This is a genomic window from Micromonospora sp. 4G55, from assembly GCF_016803375.1.
Genome location: NZ_JAEVHN010000637.1, coordinates 1 through 3491 on the forward strand (window position 1 = coordinate 1; position 3491 = coordinate 3491).

A 3491-nucleotide genomic window follows, 5' to 3' on the forward strand; every position below is an offset into this window, starting at 1 on the left:
TCCCGGGGGCTGCCAGGGGTAGCACCACAGCATGGAACTGGAACGTGGCAGCAGCAAGCACGGACCGAGGCTCGACGAGCAGATGAGCCAGGAGGTCGCGGCCTGGTCCCGGTCGACCCGCCGGTTAGCCCCGGTCGGAGTCGGGGTACTGGACGCCAGTGGCGATTGTGGAGAAAGTGATCGACGGCTCACCGACCGCCTCGCCGAGGTGCGCGCCGAGCAGCGCCGGTGCCATCGAGGCGGCGAGCGTGCCCAGTCCGGCGACCGCGTAGCCGAGGCCGAGCAGCATCAGCACCCCGGTGAGGGTGAGCCAGCCGGTGTCCCGCCCGTCGAGCGGCCCCCAGCTCTCCTGGGCGACCAGCTGGGTGCCGACGCCGAACTGCTGGGCGATGAACGACAACGCCATCGGCAGGGCGCTGATCAGCGCGAACATCACCGTCCCGCCGACGGTCATGTGCAGGGCGATCCAGAGCGCGGCGCGCAGCCGGGTCTCCCGGTCGGCCGGGTGCCCGGCGGCGGGCTCCGGCAGCGGCACGCCGAGCAGGGCGCGGGCGGCGGCGATCTCCAGCGTCCGGCTGCCGTCGAGGAAGAACGGCACCGCGCCGATGACGGCGGCGACCACCATCAGCGCGAAGACCAGCAGCCGGGGCACCTCGCCGCGGGTGAGGAGCTGGACGAAGGTGCCGGCCAGCAGCGCGTACGGCAGGGCCAGCACCCCGCCGAGCAGGAGGAACACGCCACGGCGACAGGTGCTCGCACGGACGAGCGGCGCGATCAGCGCCCGGGGAGTCACCGGGCCATTCTCCCGCCCCGCCACGCCATGCCGACTCCCCCGTGTCGGGGATTCCGCCGCCGCCTCGTCGCCGCGCCCGGGCCTGCCTAGCGCCGCCGGCTCAGCGGTGCTCCTGCACGTACTTCTGCGGGTCCTTGTCGTCGAAGGTCAGGTTGCGGCCGTTCTTGTGCTCGCCGTAGAAGGTCAGCCACCGCGCGCCCAGCTCGGCGCGGAGTTCGACGCTGGCGTGCCGGCGGAAGTCCGGCAGCGCCCCGTCCTCCTCCTCGGCGAGGTGCTCGCTGTTCTCCCGGCGGGCCTTCCACACCGCCGCCCACCACTCGTCGGAGCCCACCGGGTGCAGCTTGGACTCGGCGATGGCGTCGCGGATCTCGTTGTGGTCGCCGATGGCGTCGGTGGTCTCGTCCTCGCCGTCGTCGCCGTGCCGCACCAGATGCGGATAGAGGATCGCCTCCTCCGCCTCGGCGTGGATGTCCAGGTGCAGGGCGAGCGCCTCCCAGACCGCGAGGAGTTCGCTTACGTCGCGGGCGTCGTCGAGCCGGGCGAAGCCGCGGCGGAAGGCGGCGTGGTCGTCCAGGATCAGTGCGGTGATGTCGTCCATGATGCTCACTTCCCCACTCGGGCGCGGATCAGCCTCGGCACCGCCGCCAGGCCGGTGACCGGCCGGAACTGCCGGGCGGCGGCGGCCAGGGCGGCGTACTCGTCGGCGCCGAGGTCGATCTCGGCGGCGGCCGCGTTGCGCTCCATCTGCTCCACACCGGACGCGCCGGGGATGGCCACCACGTTCGGGTGGTGCAGCAGATAGGCCAGCGCGATCTGGCTGGGGGTGGCGTCGTGCGCGTCGGCCACCTCGCGCAGCGTCGCGATCAGGGCGGTGCCGCGTTCCAGGTTCTCCGGCAGGAAGTACGGGTTGGCCCGGCGCACCGCCCCGCTCGGCGGGTGCTTCGCGTCGTACCGCCCGGAGAGGAAGCCCTGGGCGAGCGGGCTGTACGCGATGACGATCCGGCCGGCCTGCTCCGCGTACGGGATCAGGTCCTCCTCCGGACCCCGGTCGATCATGCTGTAGCGGACCTGGTTGCTCAGCACCCGCCGACCCAGCGCGGCCTCGGCGAACCGCCAGCGGCGCAGGCTGTAGTTGCTGACGCCGACCTCGGCGACCAGGCCGACGTCCTGCAACGCGCGCATGCCGCGCATGGTGGTGGTGTCGGCGACCACCGGGTTGGGCTGGTGCACCTGGTAGAGGTCGATGCCCTGCACGCCGAGGCGGGCCGCGGAGGCGACCGCCCGCTGCTGCACCACCGGGGCGAGCGGCAGGATCGGGAAGACCTTGCTGGCCACCACGACCTTCTCCCGGTCGGCGCCGAGGGCGGCCCCGAGGATCCGCTCGCTGCGGCCGAAGCCGTACAGCTCGGCGGTGTCGAAGAGGGTGACCCCCAGGTCGAGCGCCCGCCGCACGATGTCCGCCGCCCGGCGTTCGTAGTCGGGGCCGTAGCCCCACTCCTTCGAGCCGAACTGCCAGGTACCGAGACCGATCTTGGAGATGGGCTTGGGCGTGTCGAGCGGGACGAAGCGCATGGGCTCGAAGCTACCCCCGCACACCGGGACGGCACGGCCGTTCCGGGACGCCGGATAGGGTCGGCGTCGTGACCTACCTCGCCGCTGATCAGCGTTACGACTCGATGACCTACCGACGGACCGGACGCAGCGGGCTGCGGCTGCCCGCCGTCTCGCTCGGCCTGTGGCACAACTTCGGGCCGGACCGGCCCTTCGAGCGGCAGCGGGACATCGTCCGACGCGCGTTCGACCTCGGGGTCACCCACTTCGACCTGGCCAACAACTACGGCCCGCCGCCCGGCGCGGCGGAGGAGGCCTTCGGCCGGCTGCTGGCCACGGACCTCAAGCCCTACCGCGACGAGCTGGTCGTCTCCACCAAGGCCGGCTACCTGATGTGGCCCGGCCCGTACGGCGAGTGGGGCTCCCGCAAGTACCTGGTCTCCTCACTGGACCAGTCGCTGCGCCGGATGGGGCTGGACTACGTCGACATCTTCTACTCGCACCGGTTCGACCCGGACACCCCGCTGGAGGAGACGATGGGCGCGCTCGACGCCGTCGTCCGCTCCGGCAAGGCGCTCTACGTCGGCATCTCCAACTACGACTCGGAGCAGACCGCCCGGGCCGCGGCGATCCTGCGTGACCTGGGCACGCCGCTGCTGATCAACCAGCCGTCGTACTCGATGTTGAACCGGTGGACCGAGGACGACGGCCTGCTCGACACGCTGGCGGAGGTCGGCGCGGGCTGCATCGCGTACAGCCCGCTGGCCCAGGGCCTGCTCACCGACCGCTACCTCGCCGGCATTCCCGAGGACTCGCGGGTGCGCACCAGCGTCTTCCTCAACGAGAGCGACCTGACCGAGGAGAAGCTGGCCACCATCCGCGGCCTGGGCCGGGTGGCCGAGCGGCGGGGGCAGACCCTCGCCCAGCTCGCCCTCGCCTGGGCGCTGCGCGACCCACGGATGACCAGCCTGATCATCGGCGCGAGCAGCGTGGCCCAGCTGGAGGGGAACGTCGCCGCGGTGCAGAACCTCGACTTCACCGCCGAGGAGCTGGCCGAGATCGACACCCTGCTCGGCTGAGCCGCCGAGGCGTCCCGGCCGCCGTCCACCTCAGGTCGCGGCCGGGGGGCGCGGCGGCCGGGGTCACC

Annotated in this window: 4 protein-coding genes; 1 reads left to right on the forward strand and 3 read right to left on the reverse strand. The window is 72.5% G+C overall.

The features are described from left to right. Window positions 1–124 precede the first annotated feature (124 nt). From JNW89_RS31455 to JNW89_RS31465, 3 genes are all read right to left on the reverse strand, one after another. Complete coding sequence (locus tag JNW89_RS31455) at window positions 125–793, reverse strand: hypothetical protein (RefSeq protein WP_238451833.1); 669 nt, start codon at window positions 791–793, stop codon at window positions 125–127. 100 nt (window positions 794–893) lie between these two features. Continuing rightward, window positions 894–1391, reverse strand: a complete 498-nt coding sequence (locus JNW89_RS31460; protein ID WP_238451714.1) for a hemerythrin domain-containing protein — start codon at window positions 1389–1391, stop codon at window positions 894–896. Window positions 1392–1396: 5 nt separating this feature from the next. Further along, on the reverse strand, window positions 1397–2365 hold the full coding sequence (locus JNW89_RS31465) for an aldo/keto reductase (protein ID WP_238451834.1): 969 nt from the start codon (window positions 2363–2365) through the stop codon (window positions 1397–1399). 68 nt (window positions 2366–2433) lie between these two features. Here JNW89_RS31465 and mgrA point away from each other — a divergent pair, with 68 nt between their 5' ends. Next, complete coding sequence (gene mgrA / locus JNW89_RS31470; protein WP_238451835.1) at window positions 2434–3423, forward strand: L-glyceraldehyde 3-phosphate reductase; 990 nt, start codon at window positions 2434–2436, stop codon at window positions 3421–3423. Window positions 3424–3491: the final 68 nt, after the last annotated feature.